Raw genomic sequence first — 21,009 nt, 5'->3', positions numbered from 1 at the left:
GATTATAATTAATAACGGATAAAAACCCTGATGTCATGAAAAATAATGCTGTAAACAAACAAAATTTTAGTGTTCATAAATATCTAACTGTTATTTTTTTCTTGTCTTTAATGCCACAGGAAATTTATGCCCATGCCTCGGGAGAAGCACTCGATGGAATAGCAGAAGCTATGAGCTGGGTGGTTTTAGTTATTGCTCCAATAATTGGGATAACCGTTTTTTTGATGATTCATATTCTGCCTGAGAAAATAGCGGAGAAAAGAAAACATCCTCAGGCAGAAGCCATAAAAACACTATGTCTGCTTTCATTATTTTTTGGAGGATTGCTTTGGCCGCTAGCCTGGCTTTGGGCATATTCAAAACCTGTTCTTTATAAAATGGCATACAAAACAGATCAGGGAGATTATCACGAACAGACGATGAAAGATTTGGCCGACGAAAAAGCGGCAGAAAAGGCAGCAGAAAGAGAAAAAGAAGGTCTGGACTAAAATAAAACCTGTTTAATTTTTAAATTTTAATACACATCTTATGGAAATATTACTATTAGCAATTTACGGTGTATTTGTGTGGCTCATTTTCTTTAAATTTAAATGGCTGCCATGGAATACGGTCACTCAGGTAATTTCCATCGCTATTCCTGTTGTGTTTTTAAGCCTTTTGATTTTGTTCTTGAACCTTTTCGCTCCTTCCTCTCATGATGTCCGCGTGATTAATTATACCGTGGAGATTGTTCCCACAGTCTCCGGGCAGGTTATTGATGTTCCGGTTGAACCCAATACCCATGTAAAAAAAGGAGAAGTGCTCTTTAAAATTGATCCGGTTCCTTTTCAGAATAAAATTAATAATCTTGAAGCCAGACTCCCTTCATTAGAGGCTAAAATTGTTACTGCAAAAGCTTATGACCGTGAGCTGGAGGCTCAATTGCAGTCTGCTGAAAATACGATTGGAGTTGTAAACGCTAAATACCAGCTGGCTTTAAAAAGAGTAGATCAGACTAAAGCGCTTGCAGGTGCAGGTGCAGGAACAAAATTTGATTATGAGCAGGCGCAGGCTGATCTGCAGGATCTGGAATCGCAGATTGGTGTTTCAAAAGCACAGAAATCGGCAATCATGCAGCGTATGTCCGCCAAAGCAGGTTCAGGAGAACTTTCAGAAATAGCACAGGCGAGAGCTGATTTAGAAGAAGTAAAATCACAAATAAAAGACGCCAAATGGCAGCTTTCGCAGACTGTTTTTTACGCACCTGCAGACGGACGTGTAATTAATCTCCAGCTTAGAAAAGGTTCTATGGCAGTGCAGCTTCCTTTAAAACCGGTGATGAGTTTTGTTGAGGATGAACAGTGGGTTATTGCATTTTATGAACAGAATGAACTACGATATGCGAAAAGAGGCAACGAAGCGGAAGTTGCTTTAAAACCTTATCCCAATCAGATTATTAAATGTGAGGTGGACAACATTGTCTGGGCAACAGGGCAAGGGCAGATACCAATGAGCGGACTTGTTCCTCAGACAGGAGCTGAAGCACCACCGGAAGGGCGCTTTGCGGTGCGCCTGAAAGTGGCAGATAAGGATAAAAGTTTATTTCTTGCACCTGGTGCTATGGGCCAGGGGGCTATATATACTGACAGCGGAAAAGCTATTCAATTGGTAAGAAAGGTTATTCTTAGAGTAGGGACAAAATTGGACTGGCTTATTCTTAAACTACACTAATACGAATGAGAGTATATCAAACATATTATTCGAGAATTAGAAACAGGAGGAGCACTTTGATTATCAGCTCTATTCTTGCAGTTTTGTTATACAGCTGTAAAGTGAAAACACCGCCTGACAGGAATGAACTTCAAAGGGAAGCTTTAATCAATTTTAATCTGCCTTCAAACTGGAAATCTGTAAAATATAATACATCTGATGCTTCGGCTGTTCAAAATAACTGGATTTCTTTTTTTAATGATTCCCAATTAGATTCTGTTGTAGCAGAGGCAATAAGATATAATGTGGATCTAAGGATCAGCAGTGCAAGAATTGAACAGGCTTCAGGCTATGTAAAAGCATCACAGGCTGCACTGCGTCCAGCAGTAAGTTTATTAGGAAGATCAAGCACCAAAATGGGGGATGATTTGAATTCAGGACTAAGCGGTGCCTTATTTTCTGCTTCCTGGGAAATTGATATTTGGGGAAAATTACGAAATGCAAGAAATGCTAATCAAGCATTGTTAGAGGCAACACAAAATGATTATGAGTTTGCTAAATTATCAATTTCTGCCGCAGTTGTCCGAAATTATTACTTAGCATCAGAAACTTATCTTGAAAGTCAGCTGGCAGATCAAATGGTTGATGCTTCTGAGAAAATTTTAGCATTAGCCCAAAAAAGACACGAAATTGGAATAGGAACAGAAATAGATATAGAAGCCGCAAATACAAATCTAAGCGCAGTAAAAGACGGTCAGCTGCAGTTGGCACTAGCATATTCGAACCAATTAAGAGCATTGGAGATTTTGTTGGGAAGATATCCGTCGGCAGAAATTCAGGTTAAAAATGAATTAATTGAAATTAAAAGTGCCATACCAGCAGGAATTCCTCTGCAGATTTTAGAAAACAGACCAGATATCATTGCGGCAGAAAAAAGATTTGCAGCAGCATTTCATAGAGTAGAGGAGTCTAAACTGGCTCGTCTGCCTAATTTAAAACTTACTGGAAGTTTTGGTGCGATTACAAGTGAAGTCATTCAGTTAAAACCAAGTTTTTCTAATCCTATTGGAGGAGTTGGAGCAACTTTTGCACAGCCTCTTTATCTAGGAGGTGCTTTAAATGCAAATATTGAGATCAGAACTGCAGAACAAAAAATAGCTGTTGCAGAATATGCACGCTCGGTGTTTAATGCAATAGTTGATGTCGAGAATGCTCTTGATGCAATACAAAGTTTGGAAGTTAGAGAGAAACTTTTGCTAGAATCGGTTAACAGCAGTCAGAAATCATTTCAATTAGAACAGAAGCTTTTTGAAGTAGGTAAAGCTGATTTACGAAGCGTATCTAAACAGCAGATTGATTTATTCGCTGCGCAGATTAATCTTTTAAGAATTCGCAGTGAAAAAATCACACAACGCATAAATCTTTTTCTTGCATTGGGAGGAAATAGTTGAAATTATAATCTTTTAAATGAAATTATGAAGCCTACAAAGAATCTTTTTTTTGTTTCTGGATGGAAGAAAAAGTACATGTCACCTGATTTTGCATAAGTAAAATAATGATCTAAAATAAAAAAAAGAGACTCGAACGTCTCTTTGTGAAATTATATATCTTCTATAAATAAATTATTTATTTATTAATTTTTCAAGCCTCACCATCATTTCATCTTTCTCTTTCAACATACGCTCGTATAACGCAATTTTTTCATCATACAATTGAACAATTTTATCAATTGGATTAAATGTACAGTTTGGATTAACTGCATTTAATGTTGATGTATCATTACTTGTAAAAGTATTTGAAATAACATTTATCGCTTGCTCTTCATCAAAATTCTGAAAAGCTTCAACAGGAATTTTTAATATTGCAGAGATTTGTTTTAGCAGTTTGTCTTCAATTACATCTTTCTGCTCCAATAAAGAAATTTTCTTTTGGTTCCAGTCTTCTCCAAGATCATAAGCTAATGCTTCCTGCTTTATGTTAAGCATTTCTCTGAAACGTTTTACGTTTTTACCCTGATGTATTTTCTGTTCCATAGCGAATGTCAATTTTTCTAAAGGCTCAAAGATAAAACCATTTTTTTGAATTAAAACCTAGAACTGAATTTATAAGATAATTATTTTGATTTTCGATTAGTTGGCGGTTTGCATGTATCGTAAGGTTTAACGTTAAAATATTTTAAACAATGGTGATTTTAATTTATAAATAAGGATTAGTTTTGAATATATAACCCGGTATTTAAGTGAAGAATTTAGATCAGTTTTAGCAAAATTAAATAAATTCCTATTTCTATCTTTTGGCCTATCAATTTACAACCGCATCAGTTTGAATATTTATTTTGTTTGAAACCTTGTCTTTAACAATACTGGGTATCTCAATATTAAAATCATTTGAATCTACAGTAAAATTAGATAAAATATTAATTCCAGTTCCTGACTTGCGTATTCTTGCTGTAGTTTTTATATCCTTTGATTTTCCGTGAAGTTCCAGTTTTCCTTTTATGGTAAAAACCTTAAAATCTGTAGTTAGGCTGTTAAAATCAAATCCTTCTATTTTTCCTTTAAATATTGCTTTTGGATATTGGTCACTTTCTATATAATTTTCATTAAAATGTTCTTCCATTAAAGCAACCTTAAATTGAAAACCTTTCATAAGGGCTAAACTCGCAATTTCTCCTGTTACGGGATTTAAAACAAAAGTAACGTTCTTATTTACTGCCTTGACTTCTTCAAAAGAAGGAACAGAAGCTTCAAAAGTAACTTTCCCTGATTTGCTAATCATTTTTTCTTGTGAAAAACTAATAGCGCAAACACATAACATTGCAATAAGTATGATTTTTTTCATTATTCTGTCTTTTATTTTTTATAAAATCATTCTGTTTTGTTCGGCTTTTATTTTAAAACCGCAATTATTTGAATCTTGACTTTATTATCCAGTTTATATTTAATAAGCGACGGAATTGGAATACTAAAATCACTTGCATTTACTTCAAAATCAGAAATAAAAGTAATTCGGGAACCTGATCTTGTAATTTTTGCATCGGCATTTATATCCTTAGATTTTCCATGTACTTCTAATTTTCCTTTTATAGTGTAATCTTTATAATCTTCAGTTAGATTTTTAATGTCAAAATCTTCAATTTGTCCTCTAAAAATAGCTTTCGGATACTTATCGGTTTCCATGTAATTTTCATTAAAATGTTCTTCCATTAATGCCATTTCAAATTCGAATCCTTTCATTAAAGCCAGACTTGCTACTTCTCCTGTTACGGGATTTAAAACAAAAGTTACATTGCTGTTAGTTCCCGCAACCGGCTGAAAAGAAGGAACTGAAGCTTCCAGAGTTATTGTTGCAGATTTAGTTACTATTTTTTCTTGCGAAAAAACAATAAAAGAAGCCAATATCATTGGCATTATTATGATTTTCTTCATGTTGCTGTTATAGATTATTTTTCTAATAATCCATCTTGATTCCATTTATTTATAATGTCGATAGTAGCTTGAGGCAATCTTGGTCCGCCTTGCGGCATTAAGGAACTATCTCCATTTTCTAAAGAAATTCGTGTAAGCAATCCTCGGTTTAAAACTGCATTTTTCACCTGTTCATAAGTAACTAAAGACATTGGCGCGCCATTTTTAGGAACTGCGGCATGGCATACAACACAGTTATTATCAATAATAGATTTTACATTTTGGTTGTATGTTGCCAAACCATTAATTGGTGTAGAGTCAATTAAAGTACTTGGATCATCGTTGGCACAACTTACAAAAATTGATGCTAATGATGAGATGGCGAAAAGGGTTTTTAAATTCATAAGATTGGTTTTTAGTTATAAATAATGCATGATTTTTTTAAGAATCATCAGGCATTTCAAAATCATATACGTTGAAAAGAATAATACAGATTTGGCAAGAGGCATATTTAATGTTTTAAATCCAATAGGTATTTTTTAACGTAGATAATTTGAAATACTAAAAACCAGTTATGAAAAAAAAAATACTAATTACAATTTCCATTTTTATAATAATCGGAATTTCGGCGTACCTCTACATCTACAAAGGGCATAGAAATATAGAATCAGAAACTGCCGATTATGTTGTAACCGTTAACGAACTAGAAAGAGAGTTTACTTCAAACGATAGTCTGGCTTACATCAAATATCAGGACAAAACAATTGAATTATCTGCACGAGTAACAAGTATTGATAAAGCCAGTAATGGAATTGTTATGAGCGAAAAAATATTTGTGACATTCAAAAACCGTTTGCCGCAAAATATTACATCCGGAAAATACCTCAAGATCAAAGGGCGTTTTTTAGGATATGACGAATTGCTCCAGGAATTTAAAATAGACCAATCTTCAGTTGTACACTAATACAAATAACAATTTAAAACTAACCTCATGAAAAACTTTATTCTATTATTTTTTTTATTTCCACTGTTAACCTTCTCCCAAACTGATTTATTGTCTGGAGTAGAAACTCCTTCTGCAAAAGAAAAAGTGACTTCTGCATTCAAAGCCTTAAAAATCGTTAATCTTGAGTCTACAAAATTGGCCGCAAAAGGAGATTTGTATTTTGTTGTTGCACACCGATTTGGTTCTATTAAAGATGGTTTTGAAGGTTTCTACGGACTGGATAATGCCAATACACAAATAAAATTTATTTACGGTTTAACAAATGGACTCAACGTAAGTGCTGCCAGAAGTGAATTTGCTTACGATTTTGCAACAAAATATATGTTGTTTCCTCAAATAAAAGATGGTTTCCCAGTTACTATTGCCGGGTTTAATAGTTTGTCTATTAATAACACGTTAAAAGAAAGTCTGTATCCGAAACTTCAATTTAAAGACAGACTTACTTATGTTGCACAGCTGCTGATTTCCAGAAAATTTTCTGAAAAGCTGTCTTTAGAAATTGTGCCGTCATTCTTTCATCAAAATTTTGTTGAAGATGTAGATCAAAGCAATACTCAATATGCTATAGGATTTGGAGGAAGATATAAATTTGCTAAGCGCTGGTCTTTAAATATGGATTATGCGGCGCATTTAAACAGAGCACCAAATTCACTTTATAAAAATCCGCTATCTATAGGTTTTGATTTAGAGACTGGCGGACACGTTTTTCAGATGCATTTTACCAGTTCACAAGCAATTGATGAAGCCGGATATCTTGGAAGAACTACTGGCGACTGGACAAAAGGAGATATATTTTTTGGATTTAATCTTGCCAGAGTTTTCTAGTATCTCCTTTATAATTAAATTATTAGGTAATTTCTGTATTTAAAACGATTCTAAATTAATCGATTTGCAATTATTTATAAAACCGCAACGATAAAGTAAACGTAGATAATTTTAAAACCATAAAAATTATGAAAACTAATAAAATAATCAAAAAAGGACTTTTTATACTGATCGGAATATTTGGGTTATTTATCGCCATTTTACTTTTTCATATTATAACAGCAAAACCACCTGTTTATGATACCCCAAATCTTCAGGTAAGCAGAATCGATTTTAAATCAGATATCGATTCTCTTCAAGCCAGACAAATCTGTGCCGACTTAAGAAGTATAAAAGGTCTGACATCTGACTCTATTATCGTTAAAAGAAATGTTGTGGTGTATTTCCACAATAATAAAATTACAAATTCAGAGAAAGTTTTCAATGAGTTGATGTCTAAAAGAAACTATGATGCTAAGCGTTATATTTTACCGGCAAATTTAGCAAACAAAGAAGTCTGCCCAATGGATCAAAATAGTTTGAGCTATAAATTATCTCAAAAAATAAACCGTTTTTTTAATTAACCCTTTAATACCTTAATTTATGAAAATTTATTCAAAACTTACACTTAGTGTATTACTTGCTGCATCTGCAGCTATGATTTCCTGCAGCAGTAATGATGACGAAACCCCAGAACCTCCTGTAAAGGCATCAATCTATGAACGCTTAGGTGGAACTAAAATGGTTTCTGATCCAGATAACTCCGGTCAAATGATTGAACAGGGACGTTTGAGTTTCCGTAAAGTGGTAAATTCAACTATTGGATTAATTGTTGCTGATATTCAATCTAATGCTTCGGGGAATTTACAAGCACATTTTGCTCCTTTATTAGCAGAAACTGGAACTACTCAGTCTACTAATATTGCTAAACTGTCCGATAATCTGACTGATTTCTTTTCTTATAATACTGGTGGTACAAATGCGGTAAATACATATTCCGGTTTGAACATGGTTGCTGCTCATGATCCTGCAAAAAATCCTCGTATGGGAACAAAATCCAGTAGTGCAGATTATACAAAATTTGAAGGATATGTTGGAGCTGCAGCAAATGCAAATGGTGTTGCTTCAAATACAGAACTTTATACAGACATTGTTGCTGTTTTAGAATCATTGAGAACTCCTATAGTTCAAAAATAATTTTCTTAGCAAAACGCTGTCTGAAAAGGGCAGCGTTTTATATTTCAATATCATTTTAAAATATATAAATATTTTTGAAAAACTGTTATTGTTATAATATCAGGAAATTATATAAAATCGCCGGTTTGAATCAATTTGTTCCACAGCGATATAAAAAGCACTTTTAGCGCTGTTGTATAAATTAGCAAGTAATAATTTTTGAACTTTTTAAGGAACCCCATAAATATGGAAAATTTTAATATGTCCAGATCCACCACTTTTTACGCATTAGGGTTAAGTTACAAGAAAGCAGATGCAGTTATAAGAGGAAAATTTAGTCTAGACACTAAAGCACAATCTGATTTATTATTACAAGCTAAAGCAGAAGGTATAGAATCTTTGATTGTTACTTCTACTTGTAATAGAACTGAAATTTATGGTTTTGCCCATCATCCTTATGAGTTAATCAAATTGCTTTGCGAAAACAGCAATGGTTCTGTAGAAGAATTTCAGGAAGTTGCTTATATATATAAAAATGAAGAAGCTGTTAACCACATGTTTCGGGTAGGAACAGGTTTAGACAGTCAGATTTTGGGAGATTTTGAAATTATCAGCCAAATTAAAATCGCTTTTAATCGTAGTAAACAGGAAGGTTTGGTAAATACATTTCTGGATCGTTTAGTAAATACTGTTATTCAAGCGAGTAAAAAAGTTAAAACGGAAACTAAAATTTCTTCTGGTGCAACATCCGTTTCTTTTGCATCAGTACAATATATAATCCGAAATGTAGCAGATATTGGAAATAAAAATATTTTGTTATTTGGAACAGGAAAAATAGGAAGAAATACTTGTGAAAACTTAGTAAAACATACTAAAAACAGTCATATTGCTCTTATAAACAGAACAAAAAATAAGGCCGAATTATTGGCTGGAAAACTGAATGTTATTGTAAAAGATTATGCCAATTTACAAGAAGAATTACAGCAGGCAGATGTGCTGGTTGTGGCGACTGGAGCGCAAAATCCAACTATTGACAAAACATCTCTAAATTTACAGAAACCTTTATTAATCTTAGACTTATCCATTCCAAGAAATGTAGATACGAATGTAGAAGAAATATCAGGAGTAACTTTAATACATCTGGATTATTTATCTCAAATTACTGATGATACGCTGGAAAGAAGAAAACAACATATTCCTGCTGCAGAAGCTATTATTGACGATATGAAATTAGAATTTAATACGTGGATAAATGGTCGTAAATGTGCACCAACTATTCATGCATTAAAATCCAAACTAAATGACATTGTATCGGCTGAATTTGCTTTTCAAAAAAAGAAAACAACCAATTTTGATGATGTTCAGATTGATTTAATCAGTTCCAGAATTATTCAAAAATTAACAAACCATTTTGCAAGTCATTTAAAAAATGAAAATACGTCAGTAGATCAAAGTATCGAATTTATTGAAAAAGTATTTCAAATAGGACATCTCGAAACTAAAAAGCCAGCATCACCAGTAGAAGAAAAATACAAAATCAATCTCTCATAAATACTTAATTAACTACAGTTTCGAACTTATACGATGTCTCTGAAACAAGCTATAAAAAATAGAACCCGCCAGCGGCGCTGCATGCTTCGACGGGTCTGTCCATAAACATAATCTTCCAAAAAATGTTTACTTAATTTTGCATAGGAGTAATGAATTCCTTATTGGTTAAAGTTAGATTAATTAATTTAATGACAATTTACACGATTATTAATTAATTTTATAATTACCTTGTTTACTATAAATAATCTGAGATCATTAATCCATCTTATAAAAAAGAAGTAAACCATTTTTTTTGCTTCTGTGAATAAGCTTTTATGGATTATATTTTAAAATATGACGTATTGGCTGCTCTTTGAAGATAAAAAAGAGGCTCCCAAAAGCCTCTTTTAAATTAATGTTTACCATTTCCTTTTCCCTTGCCATTTCCATTATGGTTTCCATTATCATGGTGGCTTTTATCTTTATTGTTTCCTTTTCCTGGCTTTTGTCCTATTGTTTTTTGAGGTTTTCCTTTATACCCTTTTCCGTATTTTACTTTGTGAGATTTAAAGTTGTCGTAAGGTCTGTCTCCTCTGTAATCAGTCAGTACTACTTTGTATTCATTATAAAGATCATAGTTTCTATAGGCTGAAGGCAGTGATCTGGTTCTAACCCATTGTCCGTTATTTAAATAAACATAATTTGACGTGCTTACGTCATAATAAGTTTCAAGATCCGGCAGATAATAATAACGAACATCTGAATAACCGGCAGGTCCCCATGCAGGAGGTGTTCCTATATTCACATTTACTGATACCTGAGCCTGAGTGTAACTAAATGAAAGGAATAAAATTCCGATCAAAAAATATTTTAAAGTTTTCATGATTTTACTTTTTAAGTCATTAATTATATTTCGGTAAAAACAATAAACGTGCCGAAAAATTTATATGTTTTTAAGTATTTGATTATGTGTTATTTATATTTTATGTTAATGCTGATAATATCAGAAGTCATATTAGTAGTTCTGGTATAATGACCATAACGAATCTCTAACGTATTCCAATGCTTGAGCCCGAAAATGCCATTAAGGGGCGTGAATTTCGTTCCCATCCCAAAGAAACTGCTGTCAAACTTAGATAAATCATAGTTGCTGGTATAATATTCATCAGCTGCAGTATGTTCGCCGTAAGGTTTAAAATATTTCGTTCCTGTCTGGGTATAATATCTGTAGAACGGACTCACTGAAAACGCCTGTGTTAACTTCACCGGAATTTCAAGATCAGCGGTATGAGCTTTTAAACTCCAGTCATCAGTATAATATCTGTAATATGCACGAATAATTATATTATCCCCAAAAAAATAACTGGCCCTGATTCCAAGTGGAATTTTAAGTCTTGTATCCGGCATTTTTTCCTGATGAACAGATCCGTCTGCAAAATAAACCCTGTGAAAAGGAAGACTTAAATACCCATTTTGTCTGATAACATCACCTACAAGCATTACCTGCAGGTTTTTGTTTACAACCTGAGAATAACTTAAAGTTCCTGCAAAAGTATTTCTGTTAGCGCTGTCATAACCTTCACTTCCAGGTACACGAAGTTCCACGGGTTCAATTAATTTCAGCTGATCTATAAAGGTTTGAAATTTAGCGGTAAATTCTCCGTTTCTGTCCTTTGTTTTTTGTGAGAAGCTGATGTTTCCTCCAAAAGATTGATAATCAAACTCAGTTGATGATGAAACGCCAATCCCAAGTGTTCTTCCTTTTTCCTCATTTTCTCTCAGATAAGTTAATGAAGGGTAGAAGCGGTTGTCTGAAGATGAAGCAGATGAATTCGCACTCAAATCAATCATATCTGATGAAGCAGAAGTATAATGGTCAATGCCGGCTTCAATATCAAAGGTATGTTTGATCCCGTTTTCACCATATTTTACCAGTTTAACATCAATAGTGTTAGCGATATCAGTAAGATGCTCAGAACCAATTCCTCCTGTAACGGCAGAATTGTTTCCATCCTGTTTATAATAACTGGAAACCAGATTTACCTCTTCGAGTTTTAATTTTTTGCTTTTATAACTGGTAGAATCAGTAGGAACATTTTGTGCTCTTAGCTGAAATAGTGCCAATAAAGCAAATCCTGTTATGAATATTCTTTTCATTTTTTGATCAAATCAAATTAGTTACAGCCGCAGCCGCCGCCGCTTTTTCCTGAATTTGCTCCGGAAGCTCCCTCACGGTAGGATTGAAAACTAAGTTCTGTCTTTTCGATTTTTCTATTAGAAAGTACCATTTCAGAATCGTTGATTTTCCCTTTCTGGTATTCCTTTACGGAAGTGCAGGAGGTGAGCAGTATACCTGTAAAAGCAATACTGTAGAGGAGCACGAGATTTTTTTGCTTTGGCTTTTTCATTTCAGGTTAATGTTTTTAGAAGTGTAAATTTTATTGTTGTCGTCGATTATAATACAATACAGATCCGGTATCTGATCTATTAAAAACAAGCCGGCTTTAATACCCATAACTGCTATTGGGGTAGCCATTGCATCTGCAAATTCTGCATTTGATGCGATAATGGTCACGCTTTTTATTCCGGTTATTGGTAGTCCTGTTTTTGGGTCAATGGTATGCGAATATTTTTTCCCGTTAATGGTCACGAACTTTTCGTAGTTTCCAGAAGTTGCCACGGCTTTATTAGAGATTTCCATGTACGAAAATGCCGCATTTGGAGCATCGGGATCCGCCACGCCAATAGTCCATTTTTTACCATTAGGCTGTAATCCCCAAGCCGAAAGATCTCCGCTGGCATTAATGATGCCGCTCTGCACATTATGTTTTATAAGAATTTGTTTTGCCATTTCAGCAGCATATCCTTTTCCGATACCTCCAAAACCAATTCGCATTCCTTTTTCTTTTAAGAACACTGTTATATTTTCTCTGTCAAGGATTATGTTTCGGTAGTCAATAAGATGTACCATTTTGAGTGCCGTCTCAGGATCAGGAAGACTTGTCATTGTTTTATCAAAATTCCATAGACTTTTATCGATACTTCCATAAGAAATATCAAAAGCGCCTTGTGTAATTTTCGAAATTCCGATAGATCTTTCGATAAGATTAAAAACTTCCAAATCTACCTTAACAGGCTTAATACCTGCATTATCATTGATAAAATTGGTCTGACTATCTGCCTTGTAGGTCGTCAAAAGTTTCTCAATCCGTCTGATTTCTTCAATGGCAAGATCGATATTTTCATTACCCAGCTTTTCATTTTCAGCAACAACTGTTATAGTAAAGTTGTTCCCCATAAGTTTTAGGGATTGCGAATATTTTTGGGTCTTAATTATGTTATTTTCGGCTCTCACAGATCGCTTTTATTTCGGCAGTCCACTGTTCAGGAGTAATTTCTGGTTTTCCATGCCAGGTTTTAAGTACTTTTCCATCGGCATCCAAAAGAAGCGTTAGAGGAAAACTTCCTTCCTTGTTGTATATTTCGGCTAAATCTTCGTTTCGTTTGACCTGCTGGGGTGTTCCGATATTTTTCTTTTTCCTTGGAAAATCAGCATTCACCAATACTAAATTCTGGTTGGCCATGTCTGTGAATACCTGGCTTTCAAAATAGTCTTTGCGCGTCACAATACAAGGTCCGCACCAGTCTGAACCGGAGAAGTTCAATAGGATTAATTCATGTTTTTCCTTTGCCGTTTTTTTTGCATTATTAAAGTCAGGTTCCCAGTTGATGGGAAGTATGTTTAATAGAAGAAATAATGTAATTAGTTTCATTTTGCAGTCTGTTTTTAGGTATATACGAAATAACGCATTGTTGCGATTCTTATTTTTTTTAATTGCTTAAGATTCAATTAATTTTTACTCCGCTTCAGGACTGTTTCTTTTTAAAAATTGAATAGGAGAATTAAATTTAACAAAGGAACGTCTTCATGTATACCCATCAATACACAGCTGGCATATTTTAACTATAGTTTTAATTCTAAAAGGTTAATTCTAAATCTCAAATGGTTCAGACTTGACAAGGCCGATAGTTCCAGTTTGAAGGCACTTTCCTTTAATATTCTTGAGCTTGAGCAGTTTCAGGCCTTTATAGGGCAAAATCCACTTAACTTTTCAGGTCAGTCATTTGTGGAGCCCACTAAAATAGAAGAATTTTATTTTTTTATAAACAATAATGTTCCGAAGGGAATATTGTCATTTTATCCTGTTATTTCAAAAATGCAGATACAGACACTCATCCTACAATTCATCAGGTTATGAAAATTGTCCTCACCGATGAAAATTATCAGCCTGCTCTCAATTATACATTGGATTTTGATGTGATTGGCAAGATTGAAATTTACAGGAATGCAAAATAAAAAAGATGTATTTATGAAGCTGTCTAATATTATTTTATCAGACAGATTGCTGTTATTGTAAAATTCCTCTAACGGGTGAAGTTGTAAATTTCAATTGCTACAGCGTATCGGTTTTTTGTTTTAAAGGAAGTGTCACCGTAAATTCGGCGCCGTTGTCCTTTTCTCCGGCTGCAGTTATTTTGCCATTATGCCTTTCGGCAATCTTTCTGCACAGGGCAAGACCCAAGCCATTTCCCTCGTACTGATCTTTAGAATGCAGTCTTTCAAATGCCGTAAAAATCTTTTCTGCAAATTTAGGATCAATTCCAATACCATTATCCTTTATTTTTATCTGTACAAAATCCTGGCCGTCACTATTGATGATGCTGCTTGTTATGATAACTCTGGGAGGCTCGCCCGCTTTGGAAAATTTCAGGGCATTTTGGATCAGGTTATAGAAAAGCTGGTTAATTAAAATCGGCGCTCCCTGAATCTGCGGAAGATCAGAAGTAACTAAAATAGCACCTTTTTCTCTTATTATGAGCTCGAGGTCTATTTTTATGTCTTCAATAACCTCATTAAGAGTAATTGTTTCTATAAACTGTGAAGTTTTGTCAAGGGTGGAATAGGTCAAAATTCCCTCTATAATATTTTCCATTCTCTGGGCAGACTGGCTTACTTTATGAAGGTATTTTTTAGATTTCTCATTAACATTGTCTTCTATGTCATTTCGTAAAAGGGTATTGAAAAATTTAATTTTTCGCAGCGGCTCTCGAAGATCGTGGCTTACTACGCTGGCAAAATGCATCAGATCGCTATTAGAACGCGTGAGCTCATTTGTGCGGCTTGCGACCTGCTTTTTTAGTTCTTCCTGAAATTCCTTATGCTCATGTATATCCTGAACAATCCCAATGATGGTCTTTGCAGACCCGTCCTTGTCCTTGATAATCTTTCCATTGATTTTAGCCCAGCGGTAGGAGCCGTTATCATTTAAAATTCTTGCCTCATAACATATTTTTCCCGTTGCCTCAGCCTGCTGGTGTGCTTTTTCGCGCGCCGGGAGGTCCTCTTGATGAAGTTTTGAAATTAAATCGTCATTTGTTGTTTCGCTTCCAATGGAACAGATCGTATTGAAATTTGCTGAAGTCTTGATTTTTTTGGTCTCAAGGTCTATTTCATAACTTCCTATCCCGGAGCTTTGTATGGCTATGGTTAATTTTTCATTCGCTTTCAGGGTTTCTTCTTTTGCTTTGTGCAGATCCGTGATGTCAGCGCCGGTGTTAAGCACGCCATAGACTTTTCCATGCTCGTCAAAGAGCGGAATAAAACTATAATTAAAGTAATGTTCGGTCATAATTCCCTGCATGACCAGATCTACTTTTCTGCCCACAGCATGAAAGGCTGTTCCGGTTTTGAGAACGCCAAGGGCCTCATCGAGAATCTGCTGGTTTTCAATTTCAGGAACAACACTGAGATAGGTTTTTCCAAGTACATCATTTCCTTTGCCCCATGTTTTGATCATGGCATCATTGGCCAGTGCAATTTCTAAATTATCTCCCACATACACTCCGACGGGAAGAGGGATAGCATCAATTATATTTTGTAGAAGCCCTGGATTACGGTACATAGCGTTAGATTTGATTGGTATAGTTTTAATGACGAAGCTATTGGCTTTTAAATGTTTATAGTTACATGAATTCTGCATTTTTTATCATAATTCCAATAATACAGTTGATTGTTTCTATTGTTTCTGCTTCGATTTTTTGTTATTGGAAATGGCCCGCTGCTCGCTGCATCTAAAGCGTTTAATTGCGTCACTGCGTTTCCGCAGATGCTTTGTTTGACAGTTTTCTACCCTTTTGCGCCAAAGTTTATAGCTGCCGGGTTTGAGTTCCTTCTTCATTAAAATTTTTACATCAGCTTCCTGAAGCTCAAACTGATATGCAATGGCCTCAAAAGGGGTTCTGTCTTCCCATCCCATTTCAATGATTCGATCCAGGTCACGATCGGGAAATTGCCGTTTTACTTTTTTCATAATTGTATTTTTTTGAGGGATTCCCAATAGGGAATTAAGGAGAGCATAGCGAAGTTAAATAAAATAGTTTTTAATTTGTTTAATATTTATTAAAAATAGTTAAACAATTATTATCTTTAACATTAAGATATTATCTTATATGAAATACCCCTTTGGTCTTTTTGATATTTAATAAATAATATCTTATTTTCTTGAAAATCATAGCAGAAACAATCAGAACGGTTCTTTAATTCTAAATCTTTAAAAAAATGAAAACTATTGTAATTGTTGGCGGCAGTAAAGGAATCGGTAATGGTGTTTTAGTGCAGCAGCTGGAAAATTATAAGGTAATCAATATCAGCAGGACAGCTCCCGATATTACTCATCCAAATTTAATTCATTTTTCAGTTGATGTGCTCCGTGATGCTTTGCCTGAATTTGAAAGTATAGATGCCCTGGTGTATTGTCCGGGGTCCATAAACCTCAAACCCATTCTGGGCTTAAGCCTGGATGATTTCAGAAAAGATTTTGAAATTAACGTGATGGGTGCCGTCAAAGTGATTCAGCATTATCTGCCTGCGTTAAAGAAAGGGGAAAACCCTTCTATTGTTTTATTCAGTACCGTTGCGGCAAAGCTCGGAATGCCTTTTCACTCCAGTATTGCGGCCTCTAAGGCAGCAGTAGAGGGTCTGGTTAAATCGCTAGGTGCCGAACTTGCCCCGTTAATTCGTATCAATGGTATTGCCCCGACTATTACAGAGACTTCTTTGTCGGGATCTATTTTAAGAAACGACCGTATGAAAGAAAATATGATCGAGCGCCACCCCTTGAAAAATTACCTCAAGCCCGCAGAGGTGGCCCGTATGGCAGGGTATCTTATTTCTGAAGATGCAGCATCAATTTCAGGCCAGATTTTCGCGATGGATTATGGTTTGGTAAGCTTTAAATTGTAAAACAGCTCAGAGATGAAAATTCTATTAACAGGTGCTACAGGTTATATCGGCAAGAGGCTGCTGCCCTTGCTGTTGGACCACGGAAATGAGGTGGTCTGCTGCGTCCGGGATAAAAACAGGTTTTATTTTCCTGAACAGTTTAAAAATAAAATACAGGTCATTGAAGCTGATTTTCTGGATCCGGAAAGTCTTAAAAATATCCCTGATGATATAGATGCAGCTTATTACCTGATCCATTCCATGTCCGGCGCTTCCAATTATGATGAATTGGAAAGCATTTCGGCACATTATTTCATTGAAAAAATAAACCAGACAAATGCAAAACAGATTATTTACCTCAGCGGAATTGTAAATGATAAATCACTATCCAAACATTTATCATCAAGAAAGGCGGTGGAAGATATTTTAAAGACCGCAGCAGTGCCGTTAACTGTACTTCGGGCGGGAATAATAGTAGGATCAGGAAGCGCCTCTTTTGAAATAATACGCGATCTGGTGGATAAACTGCCCATTATGGTTACCCCTAAATGGCTCAATACAAAATGCCAGCCGATTGCCATCAGCGATGTTTTGGAATTTTTAATCCGCTCGCTGTTAAACCCGGCAGTTTATAATGAAAGTTTTGATATCGGGGGACCTGATATTTTGACCTACAAGGAAATGCTGCTGGAGTTTGCCAGAGTAAAAAAACTCCAAAGATACATTTACACCGTACCGGTGATGACCCCGAAATTATCGTCTTACTGGCTGTATTTTGTGACGTCAACTTCTTTTAAGCTGGCCTCGGCGCTGGTTAGCAGCATGAAAGTGGAAGTCATCTGCGGAGATAACAGAATTAATAATTTACTGGGAGTTACACCGATCTCTTACCGGCAGGCTTTAGAAAGGGCTTTGAAAAAGATCAGTGATGATGATATTATTTCGAGCTGGAAAGATTCACAAGTAAGCGGGCAATTTAGAGGAAATGTTTCTCAATATTTAAAGGTTCCAAAAAGAGGCTGTTATATTGACAGAAGAAAAAGAACAATTATAAACAGGGAATATACCATCGCACGGATCTGGTCCATAGGTGGGGACACAGGATGGTATTATGCCGATTGGCTTTGGGAGCTGCGCGGGTTCATCGATAAGATTTTTGGCGGTGTAGGCACAAGGAGGGGAAGGACACATAAAAAGGAAATACATGCAGGGGATGCGCTGGATTTCTGGAGGGTTGTATACGCCGATAAAAAGCAGGGCAAACTGGTTTTATATGCCGAGATGAAACTTCCCGGCGAAGCCTGGCTGGAATTTAAAATAATCAACAATACCTTATATCAGGCGGCCACTTTTAAGCCCCGCGGGCTTATGGGAAGACTATACTGGTATGCCGTGCTGCCGTTTCATGGATTTATATTTAACGGCATGCTTAAAAAACTAATTTAAGGGATTGTCGGATAACATGGGCTTAGCCTGTGGATTATTTTACAGCAGGGGGTATATTGTACTGGCATAATGCTGTTTTCAATATTCCGCAGTTTAAAAGGGTTTGTAAAATGAGATCCTTTGACCATTAATTTTGTACGGCATAATTTCATTTGGGCATTTTTAGTACATTTGGAAATTATAAAACCGCTTCAATATGATAAGTGCTGAGAATCCGGATGCTGAAAGCCCAAAAGAAAAAGAGCCGATAAAAATTCTGCTGGCCGAGGATGATACCGAAGACCAGGAATTATTCATCGATGCCCTGGATGAAGCGCAGATTGCTTCTGAGGTAACGACCGTTGAAAATGGGCAGGAGCTCCTCGATACGCTCAGGGATGAATCTCAGAGCGATCCCGATATTATTTTTATAGATGTCAATATGCCCGTTAAAGGGGGCAAAAAGGCGCTGGAAGAAATAAAGAAAGACGATGATCTTCGTGGCATTCCCACCGTTATGCTCTCCACCTGGGATCATCCTGCCGATATTGAAGATGCCTTTGCTAAAGGGGCAGACCTTTATGTGCAGAAACCAAATTCTTTTAACGCTTTTGTGCTGCTGCTGAAAAAAGTCTTTCTTCTGCACTGGGCAAAAGCCTTATTGGGTCCGGTGAGAAATTTATTTTTTGTTTCGGAAAAGAATGTCGGAAAGGGGTAAAGGATTGCTTTTTAGTCTGCGTGTTTGACCTTGCGCGTTCATATAACTGATTTGGCTAATTTAGTTTCAGGCTGCGCAGGGAACTTTATAAAACTTCGGGCTGTCGAAAACCCGGTCTATAGTATCCAGGGTCAATTTTATATGATATTATTTTTTGGAGCTCTTTCCACTATACGTTCCACCCGAGCGCAGCGAACTGGCGAAGCAATCTTTTGCACCGAACACCAGCACAAAAGGATTTTCACTGCTATCGGAGCTAATAGGGAAAGGGCGTATCTATTTTTTTGGAAATGATTTTAATACAAAACTTTGACTGTAAATAATATGCTGATGTAAGACCTTATACTTATAATTTCTAAAAGAGCATATGGCGGCATTATCTCTAACATCAAAGCAGTCCTATTATTTATTAAACTTCCCTGATCTTGTCACGGTGGTTTTTACCCCACTCAATCATTTCGGAGATCATATTGTGCAGCGTATCGCAATACACCGAAGCTGTATACTCAACGGTCGGAGGTGAGTCATCATAGACCCTGCGCAAAATGAGCTTGTTTAGTTCCAGTTCTTTAAGTTCCTTTGACAGTACTTTGCTTGTGATGCCGTTCACACTCCTCTGTATGTCACGGAATCGGCTGTTACCCTGGTGCACAGCTGTCAATATGGGGAGTTTCCATTTCCCGCTTATCACGTATAGGGCATCCTGCAAATGCTTGATCTGCTGTGCATTTTCTGAATTATCTTTTTGTATATCTGGCATCCTTTAGGTAACTGGTATCTTTTGTAAACCAATTACGGCGTAAATTTACAAAAAAATTAAATTATAAAAATATGAAAGATAAATCATTAATAATGGTAGCTGGCGCGGCAGGTACTCAGGGAGGAGCAGTGATTGAAGCATTATTAGCTAAAAATATAGCGGTGAGGGCTATTGTACGAAATAAGAACAGTGAAGCTGCAAAAGCACTCGCTGCAAGGAATGTTGAATTAGCTGAAGCGACGTTCGATGATTTAGAAAGTCTGACTGAAGCCGCTAAAGGTGCAACAGGCGTATTCTCGATGCAAATGGGGTCCCATCCTGGAAATAAGGGAGAGGAAACTAGACATGCAAAAAATCTGGTTGCTGCAGCAAAAGCCGCTGGGATTCAGCAGATAGTTCACACCTCTGTTGCCCGCGCGGGAGATCATCAAAACTTTGCGGACTGGGATAAAAGCAGATGGGAGCCGCTTTACTGGGAAGAGAAAGCTGCAGCTATAAACGTTGTTAAAGATGCCGGATTTACCTTCTGGACAATCATAAAACCTCCGTTTATCATGGTAAACCTGCTTCCTCCTAAAAATGAGTGGATGTTTCCTACTATTTCGGAGGGTAAAATAATGAGTCCAACTGCGCCGGATACAAAAATAGACTGGGTGTCTCCTGAAGATATTGGTCGTTTTGCAGCTGAGGCATTTGCAGAGCCTGACAAATTCAACAAGAAAGAATTCGCTATTGTGGGAGATTCACTTACAATGGGAGAGGTTGCAGATGCGCTTTCAAGCGTTACTGGTAAGCAATTTGAGGCCATTAGTATAACGGATGAGCAAGCCACCGACAGCGGGTTGTTTAAATGGGGGACCGAAGCTTTTATCTGGCAGAATGTGGAAGGGTATAAAGTTGACCCTCAAGAAGCAGCAGGTTTAGGAATTGAGCCTGAATCGCTAAAAACTTACTTGGAGAGGAATAAATCCCTTCTCCAGAGAGTATACAATAATCTAAAATAAATCCAATTATTAGGTGTAAAAATGTAGGTATAAAAGTTTTTTTGCATAGATTTTATTGCCCTGTGATTTGACAATTTTTAACTCATTTAGTTAAATTAAAAAATAATATTTTATTTTTTCAATGTATTGCAGTTTTATAACAGCACAGAAATATTTCTAAAAAGTATAAGTATGTGAGGGCAATTTCAATAAATCGTAAAATTTCAGT

24 protein-coding genes are annotated in these 21,009 nt (G+C 35.9%); 12 read left to right on the top strand and 12 right to left on the bottom strand.

From position 1 onward, the window contains the following. Nucleotides 1-35: 35 nt before the first annotated feature. The 3 genes from FLAPXU55_RS19160 to FLAPXU55_RS19150 all read left to right on the top strand — a co-directional run bounded on the left by FLAPXU55_RS19160 (nucleotide 36) and on the right by FLAPXU55_RS19150 (nucleotide 3,140). Nucleotides 36-488, top strand: coding sequence for a DUF3302 domain-containing protein (locus tag FLAPXU55_RS19160; protein ID WP_235992105.1), 453 nt, complete (start codon nucleotides 36-38; stop codon nucleotides 486-488). Nucleotides 489-720: 232 nt separating this feature from the next. Further along, complete coding sequence (locus FLAPXU55_RS19155; RefSeq protein WP_219637276.1) at nucleotides 721-1,710, top strand: HlyD family secretion protein; 990 nt, start codon at nucleotides 721-723, stop codon at nucleotides 1,708-1,710. Between the two features lie 5 nt (nucleotides 1,711-1,715). Beyond that, nucleotides 1,716-3,140: an efflux transporter outer membrane subunit gene (locus FLAPXU55_RS19150; RefSeq protein ID WP_180860302.1), complete on the top strand. Its 1,425-nt coding sequence runs from the start codon at nucleotides 1,716-1,718 to the stop codon at nucleotides 3,138-3,140. Nucleotides 3,141-3,311: 171 nt separating this feature from the next. Here FLAPXU55_RS19150 and FLAPXU55_RS19145 read toward each other — a convergent pair whose 3' ends face one another. From FLAPXU55_RS19145 to FLAPXU55_RS19130, 4 genes are all read right to left on the bottom strand, one after another. Next, nucleotides 3,312-3,722: a helix-turn-helix domain-containing protein gene (locus FLAPXU55_RS19145; RefSeq protein ID WP_180860299.1), complete on the bottom strand. Its 411-nt coding sequence runs from the start codon at nucleotides 3,720-3,722 to the stop codon at nucleotides 3,312-3,314. 268 nt (nucleotides 3,723-3,990) lie between these two features. Then, a complete protein-coding gene (locus tag FLAPXU55_RS19140) occupies nucleotides 3,991-4,530 on the bottom strand; it encodes a YceI family protein (RefSeq protein ID WP_180860297.1) in 540 nt (179 codons plus the stop codon). Between the two features lie 47 nt (nucleotides 4,531-4,577). Beyond that, nucleotides 4,578-5,117, bottom strand: a complete 540-nt coding sequence (locus FLAPXU55_RS19135; protein WP_082356405.1) for a YceI family protein — start codon at nucleotides 5,115-5,117, stop codon at nucleotides 4,578-4,580. 14 nt (nucleotides 5,118-5,131) lie between these two features. Next, nucleotides 5,132-5,500 carry a hypothetical protein gene (locus FLAPXU55_RS19130; protein ID WP_053471238.1) on the bottom strand — a complete coding sequence of 123 codons (369 nt, stop codon included), beginning with the start codon at nucleotides 5,498-5,500 and terminating at the stop codon, nucleotides 5,132-5,134. Nucleotides 5,501-5,670: 170 nt separating this feature from the next. Between FLAPXU55_RS19130 and FLAPXU55_RS19125 the strand changes: the two genes are divergently transcribed. The 5 genes from FLAPXU55_RS19125 (at nucleotide 5,671) to hemA (ending at nucleotide 9,633) form a co-directional block, all read left to right on the top strand. Continuing rightward, entirely contained in the window at nucleotides 5,671-6,060 is a 390-nt protein-coding gene (locus FLAPXU55_RS19125) for an OB-fold protein (RefSeq protein WP_180860294.1), read from the top strand. Nucleotides 6,061-6,087: 27 nt separating this feature from the next. Then, nucleotides 6,088-6,927, top strand: coding sequence for a DUF5777 family beta-barrel protein (locus FLAPXU55_RS19120; protein WP_053471240.1), 840 nt, complete (start codon nucleotides 6,088-6,090; stop codon nucleotides 6,925-6,927). 128 nt (nucleotides 6,928-7,055) lie between these two features. After that, the gene (locus tag FLAPXU55_RS19115; protein ID WP_053471241.1) at nucleotides 7,056-7,490 is read left to right on the top strand and encodes a hypothetical protein; all 435 of its coding nucleotides are present in this window, start codon (nucleotides 7,056-7,058) and stop codon (nucleotides 7,488-7,490) included. 19 nt (nucleotides 7,491-7,509) lie between these two features. Further along, the gene (locus FLAPXU55_RS19110; RefSeq protein WP_053471242.1) at nucleotides 7,510-8,103 is read left to right on the top strand and encodes a globin family protein; all 594 of its coding nucleotides are present in this window, start codon (nucleotides 7,510-7,512) and stop codon (nucleotides 8,101-8,103) included. A gap of 225 nt (nucleotides 8,104-8,328) precedes the next feature. Then, the gene (hemA, locus tag FLAPXU55_RS19105) at nucleotides 8,329-9,633 is read left to right on the top strand and encodes a glutamyl-tRNA reductase (RefSeq protein WP_180860291.1); all 1,305 of its coding nucleotides are present in this window, start codon (nucleotides 8,329-8,331) and stop codon (nucleotides 9,631-9,633) included. A 391-nt stretch (nucleotides 9,634-10,024) separates the two neighbouring features. On the opposite strand, the gene FLAPXU55_RS19100 is transcribed toward hemA, so the two are convergent. The 7 genes from FLAPXU55_RS19100 to FLAPXU55_RS19070 form a co-directional block, all read right to left on the bottom strand. After that, a complete protein-coding gene (locus tag FLAPXU55_RS19100; RefSeq protein WP_053471244.1) occupies nucleotides 10,025-10,495 on the bottom strand; it encodes a hypothetical protein in 471 nt (156 codons plus the stop codon). An 89-nt stretch (nucleotides 10,496-10,584) separates the two neighbouring features. After that, the gene (locus FLAPXU55_RS19095; RefSeq protein WP_180860288.1) at nucleotides 10,585-11,769 is read right to left on the bottom strand and encodes a DUF3570 domain-containing protein; all 1,185 of its coding nucleotides are present in this window, start codon (nucleotides 11,767-11,769) and stop codon (nucleotides 10,585-10,587) included. A gap of 17 nt (nucleotides 11,770-11,786) precedes the next feature. After that, entirely contained in the window at nucleotides 11,787-12,020 is a 234-nt protein-coding gene (locus FLAPXU55_RS19090) for a DUF4266 domain-containing protein (RefSeq protein ID WP_053471246.1), read from the bottom strand. Continuing rightward, nucleotides 12,017-12,910 carry an FAD:protein FMN transferase gene (locus tag FLAPXU55_RS19085; RefSeq protein ID WP_180860285.1) on the bottom strand — a complete coding sequence of 298 codons (894 nt, stop codon included), beginning with the start codon at nucleotides 12,908-12,910 and terminating at the stop codon, nucleotides 12,017-12,019. The genes FLAPXU55_RS19090 and FLAPXU55_RS19085 overlap by 4 nt, the downstream gene beginning before the upstream one ends. Before the next feature lie 40 nt (nucleotides 12,911-12,950). Beyond that, complete coding sequence (locus FLAPXU55_RS19080; protein WP_053471248.1) at nucleotides 12,951-13,385, bottom strand: thioredoxin family protein; 435 nt, start codon at nucleotides 13,383-13,385, stop codon at nucleotides 12,951-12,953. Nucleotides 13,386-14,066: 681 nt separating this feature from the next. Further along, nucleotides 14,067-15,575: a sensor histidine kinase gene (locus FLAPXU55_RS19075; RefSeq protein WP_180860282.1), complete on the bottom strand. Its 1,509-nt coding sequence runs from the start codon at nucleotides 15,573-15,575 to the stop codon at nucleotides 14,067-14,069. Between the two features lie 114 nt (nucleotides 15,576-15,689). Further along, nucleotides 15,690-15,983: a TIGR03643 family protein gene (locus FLAPXU55_RS19070; RefSeq protein WP_180860279.1), complete on the bottom strand. Its 294-nt coding sequence runs from the start codon at nucleotides 15,981-15,983 to the stop codon at nucleotides 15,690-15,692. Nucleotides 15,984-16,231: 248 nt separating this feature from the next. On the opposite strand from FLAPXU55_RS19070, the gene FLAPXU55_RS19065 reads away from it, so the two are divergent. The 3 genes from FLAPXU55_RS19065 (at nucleotide 16,232) to FLAPXU55_RS19055 (ending at nucleotide 19,037) form a co-directional block, all read left to right on the top strand. After that, nucleotides 16,232-16,915: an SDR family NAD(P)-dependent oxidoreductase gene (locus FLAPXU55_RS19065; protein ID WP_053471251.1), complete on the top strand. Its 684-nt coding sequence runs from the start codon at nucleotides 16,232-16,234 to the stop codon at nucleotides 16,913-16,915. A gap of 12 nt (nucleotides 16,916-16,927) precedes the next feature. Continuing rightward, nucleotides 16,928-18,340, top strand: a complete 1,413-nt coding sequence (locus FLAPXU55_RS19060; protein ID WP_053471252.1) for an SDR family oxidoreductase — start codon at nucleotides 16,928-16,930, stop codon at nucleotides 18,338-18,340. 196 nt (nucleotides 18,341-18,536) lie between these two features. After that, the gene (locus tag FLAPXU55_RS19055) at nucleotides 18,537-19,037 is read left to right on the top strand and encodes a response regulator (RefSeq protein ID WP_053471253.1); all 501 of its coding nucleotides are present in this window, start codon (nucleotides 18,537-18,539) and stop codon (nucleotides 19,035-19,037) included. Between the two features lie 409 nt (nucleotides 19,038-19,446). Here the strand turns inward: FLAPXU55_RS19055 and FLAPXU55_RS19050 are convergent, their stop codons facing one another. Then, complete coding sequence (locus FLAPXU55_RS19050; RefSeq protein ID WP_035644047.1) at nucleotides 19,447-19,797, bottom strand: winged helix-turn-helix transcriptional regulator; 351 nt, start codon at nucleotides 19,795-19,797, stop codon at nucleotides 19,447-19,449. A 71-nt stretch (nucleotides 19,798-19,868) separates the two neighbouring features. Here FLAPXU55_RS19050 and FLAPXU55_RS19045 point away from each other — a divergent pair, with 71 nt between their 5' ends. Next, a complete protein-coding gene (locus FLAPXU55_RS19045) occupies nucleotides 19,869-20,801 on the top strand; it encodes an NmrA family NAD(P)-binding protein (RefSeq protein WP_053471255.1) in 933 nt (310 codons plus the stop codon). The last annotated feature ends 208 nt before the right edge of the window (nucleotides 20,802-21,009 follow it).

This window comes from Flavobacterium panici (assembly GCF_903819335.1).
Taxonomy (GTDB): Bacteria; Bacteroidota; Bacteroidia; order Flavobacteriales; family Flavobacteriaceae; genus Flavobacterium; species Flavobacterium panici.
This window is presented reverse-complemented; position numbering and strand designations above follow the sequence as displayed.

Bases quoted from the DNA above. Each gene is read 5' to 3' on its own strand.
- FLAPXU55_RS19050 (WP_035644047.1), bottom strand. From the start codon at position 19,797: ATGCCAGATATACAAAAAGATAATTCAGAAAATGCACAGCAGATCAAG.
- FLAPXU55_RS19090 (WP_053471246.1), bottom strand. From the start codon at position 12,020: ATGAAAAAGCCAAAGCAAAAAAATCTCGTGCTCCTCTACAGTATTGCT.
- FLAPXU55_RS19055 (WP_053471253.1), top strand. From the start codon at position 18,537: ATGATAAGTGCTGAGAATCCGGATGCTGAAAGCCCAAAAGAAAAAGAG.
- FLAPXU55_RS19095 (WP_180860288.1), bottom strand. From the start codon at position 11,769: ATGAAAAGAATATTCATAACAGGATTTGCTTTATTGGCACTATTTCAG.
- FLAPXU55_RS19145 (WP_180860299.1), bottom strand. From the start codon at position 3,722: ATGGAACAGAAAATACATCAGGGTAAAAACGTAAAACGTTTCAGAGAA.
- hemA (WP_180860291.1), top strand. From the start codon at position 8,329: ATGGAAAATTTTAATATGTCCAGATCCACCACTTTTTACGCATTAGGG.
- FLAPXU55_RS19075 (WP_180860282.1), bottom strand. From the start codon at position 15,575: ATGTACCGTAATCCAGGGCTTCTACAAAATATAATTGATGCTATCCCT.
- FLAPXU55_RS19140 (WP_180860297.1), bottom strand. From the start codon at position 4,530: ATGAAAAAAATCATACTTATTGCAATGTTATGTGTTTGCGCTATTAGT.
- FLAPXU55_RS19130 (WP_053471238.1), bottom strand. From the start codon at position 5,500: ATGAATTTAAAAACCCTTTTCGCCATCTCATCATTAGCATCAATTTTT.
- FLAPXU55_RS19150 (WP_180860302.1), top strand. From the start codon at position 1,716: ATGAGAGTATATCAAACATATTATTCGAGAATTAGAAACAGGAGGAGC.
- FLAPXU55_RS19100 (WP_053471244.1), bottom strand. From the start codon at position 10,495: ATGAAAACTTTAAAATATTTTTTGATCGGAATTTTATTCCTTTCATTT.
- FLAPXU55_RS19110 (WP_053471242.1), top strand. From the start codon at position 7,510: ATGAAAATTTATTCAAAACTTACACTTAGTGTATTACTTGCTGCATCT.
- FLAPXU55_RS19085 (WP_180860285.1), bottom strand. From the start codon at position 12,910: ATGGGGAACAACTTTACTATAACAGTTGTTGCTGAAAATGAAAAGCTG.
- FLAPXU55_RS19080 (WP_053471248.1), bottom strand. From the start codon at position 13,385: ATGAAACTAATTACATTATTTCTTCTATTAAACATACTTCCCATCAAC.
- FLAPXU55_RS19135 (WP_082356405.1), bottom strand. From the start codon at position 5,117: ATGAAGAAAATCATAATAATGCCAATGATATTGGCTTCTTTTATTGTT.
- FLAPXU55_RS19125 (WP_180860294.1), top strand. From the start codon at position 5,671: ATGAAAAAAAAAATACTAATTACAATTTCCATTTTTATAATAATCGGA.
- FLAPXU55_RS19115 (WP_053471241.1), top strand. From the start codon at position 7,056: ATGAAAACTAATAAAATAATCAAAAAAGGACTTTTTATACTGATCGGA.
- FLAPXU55_RS19060 (WP_053471252.1), top strand. From the start codon at position 16,928: ATGAAAATTCTATTAACAGGTGCTACAGGTTATATCGGCAAGAGGCTG.
- FLAPXU55_RS19065 (WP_053471251.1), top strand. From the start codon at position 16,232: ATGAAAACTATTGTAATTGTTGGCGGCAGTAAAGGAATCGGTAATGGT.
- FLAPXU55_RS19160 (WP_235992105.1), top strand. From the start codon at position 36: ATGAAAAATAATGCTGTAAACAAACAAAATTTTAGTGTTCATAAATAT.
- FLAPXU55_RS19045 (WP_053471255.1), top strand. From the start codon at position 19,869: ATGAAAGATAAATCATTAATAATGGTAGCTGGCGCGGCAGGTACTCAG.
- FLAPXU55_RS19070 (WP_180860279.1), bottom strand. From the start codon at position 15,983: ATGAAAAAAGTAAAACGGCAATTTCCCGATCGTGACCTGGATCGAATC.
- FLAPXU55_RS19120 (WP_053471240.1), top strand. From the start codon at position 6,088: ATGAAAAACTTTATTCTATTATTTTTTTTATTTCCACTGTTAACCTTC.